Here is a 2,092-nt window from a genome sequence, read left to right as displayed (position 1 = left end):
GCTGAGGTAATTACAGGGGGACATGTATTTGGAGATTATTTTGACAGAGAGTATAATGAATTAATAAGAGTAATAAAAGATGGAGGAAAAATTGTTCTCTGCCCGGGGAATAATGATGTGGATAATGATAGACATAAGTATTTAGTGGATAAAGGTTTTAACTGGTCTTCATTTATGGAGCCAGGGGATGGAATGAAGAGAAAATACTGGAAGAGAGTAAAAAAATAAATTTATGGAGGAGATTAAAATTACTAAAAGAGTTGTTATACCCCCATATGATGAATATGATCTTTCTACTCTGGTTGTCAGTGATAATACTGTTTATATTGGACATATTGGAGCCGGAGGTAAAACAATTGAAGAGCAATTGGGTAATATTTTTAAAAAATTGAGGAAATATTTAGAGGAAATAGAGTTAAGTTTAGAAAATGTTGTGAAATTAACTGTTATTTTAAAAGATATTGATGATTTTAAAAAAATGCATAAAATCTGGTGTGAATATTTTGAAGAAGGTAATTATCCAGTTAGAGCTGTAATTACTTCAGATTTTATCAATGATAATTGTCTTGTTCAAATTGAAGGAACTGCAAGTAAAAAGTAAACAAAGATAAAAAAGTAAAGGAGGAAAATTATTAAAGTTGATAGTGAAAATAAAATAGATTTGATAGGTGCAGTTTTTATGATTATCGGAACTGTGATTGGAGCCGGGATATATATTTTAATTGGTTCTTTAGCAGTTGAAGTTGGCCCGGGGTTATTTATTAGTTATTTTATTGCTTTAGTTGTAGCTGTATCTTCATCACTCTGTTTTGCTCAGATTGCCACTATTTACCCGGTTACAGCAGGTACATATAAATATGCAAAAATGTTTTTTAGTGATTATACTGGCTTTATAATCGGCTGGTTAAGATTAATTACCGGATTTTACGGTTTAACTTTAATGGCAACTGGTTTTACTGAATATGTAAATACACCTTTTGGAATTAATAATAAAATCATTGGAATAGGACTTTTATTTATATTTTTTATAATAAACTGGTTTGGTATTCAGACTACAGAAAGAGTGCAGAGAGTTTTAGTATCTATTGTTACCTTAGGTTTAATTATATTTACAACTCTGGGGATTTTTAAGATTGATATAAATAATTTACTTAATCCATTTAAAGCAGGAACAACTTCTTTAATAAGAGGTTCGATGACGGCATTTTTTGCCTATTCAGGAATGTACTTTGTTGCTGAAATTGGTGATGAAATAAAAAATCCACATAAGAATATTCCCCTATCAATTATAATTGCTTCCATAATTATCGGGGCATTATATATCACCACTTCTTTGGTTTTTTCAGGTGGTCTGGGCTGGGATTTTATTAAAGCCAATCAACCTAATTTGGTAGGTGCTTCTTCAGTTTTTTTCAATCCTTATCTAACTAACTTAATTAAAATAAGTGCTATTATTGCGGTAGTTATGCCCATTAACTCTATTTTTGCTGGAGCAAGTCGACTGGCATACAGTCTATCAGATGATGGTTATTTACCTGGATTTTTTAGTAAATTAAATAAATCTCAGGTACCTGGAATTACCCTGGTTATTATGTTTATAATGTCCAGTTTGTTATTGTTATTGGATATGACAATTCTTTATATTGGAACTTTAACTTCAATAGTAACTCTTATATCTATGGCCCTTATTGCTATAGCTGCTTTAAAGATTAAATTAAATAATCCTGAAAAGATTTCAGAAGCTCAAATGGAGTTACCTGCTTCTATTTTATATCTTATTGTTTTTATAACAATTATTTCAGCTTTAGTACTATCAATTGTATCAATGTTTGAGGATCCTATGATATTTTATGCTTTATTAGTATGGGTTTTTATTGGATCAATGTATTATTTTATTACTGGTTATATAAAAAATAAATAATTATAATATTAATAGAGGTAGTGATAGAGTGAAAGTCTGCTCGCAAACCTCGTGGGCTTGCCCCGAGGAAAGAGAAGACGGTTTTGAATTTTAAGTATTATGTTTAGGTATTTAATATTCTAAAAATAAAAAACATATGTTTGTTTAACCTCCCTCTTTATGGTATAATAT

The 2,092-nt window shown here is 29.8% G+C and carries 3 protein-coding genes; all 3 read left to right on the top strand.

Annotated elements, in window-relative coordinates:
- A partial coding sequence (locus VJ881_00875) for a hypothetical protein (GenBank protein ID HKL74593.1) occupies positions 1-228 on the top strand: 228 nt, incomplete at its 5' end.
- Between the two features lie 4 nt (positions 229-232).
- Positions 233-601 (top strand): RidA family protein, encoded by a 369-nt coding sequence (locus VJ881_00870; protein ID HKL74592.1) that lies wholly within the window; start codon positions 233-235, stop codon positions 599-601.
- A 60-nt stretch (positions 602-661) separates the two neighbouring features.
- Positions 662-1,921 carry an APC family permease gene (locus VJ881_00865; GenBank protein ID HKL74591.1) on the top strand — a complete coding sequence of 420 codons (1,260 nt, stop codon included), beginning with the start codon at positions 662-664 and terminating at the stop codon, positions 1,919-1,921.
- Positions 1,922-2,092: the final 171 nt, after the last annotated feature.

The sequence above is a fragment of the Halanaerobiales bacterium genome, assembly GCA_035270125.1.
In the GTDB taxonomy this organism is placed as follows: domain Bacteria; phylum Bacillota; class Halanaerobiia; order Halanaerobiales; family DATFIM01; genus DATFIM01.
This window is presented reverse-complemented; position numbering and strand designations above follow the sequence as displayed.

Coding starts and splice junctions, on each gene's coding strand:
- VJ881_00870 (HKL74592.1), top strand. CDS start 233: ATGGAGGAGATTAAAATTACTAAAAGAGTTGTTATACCCCCATATGAT.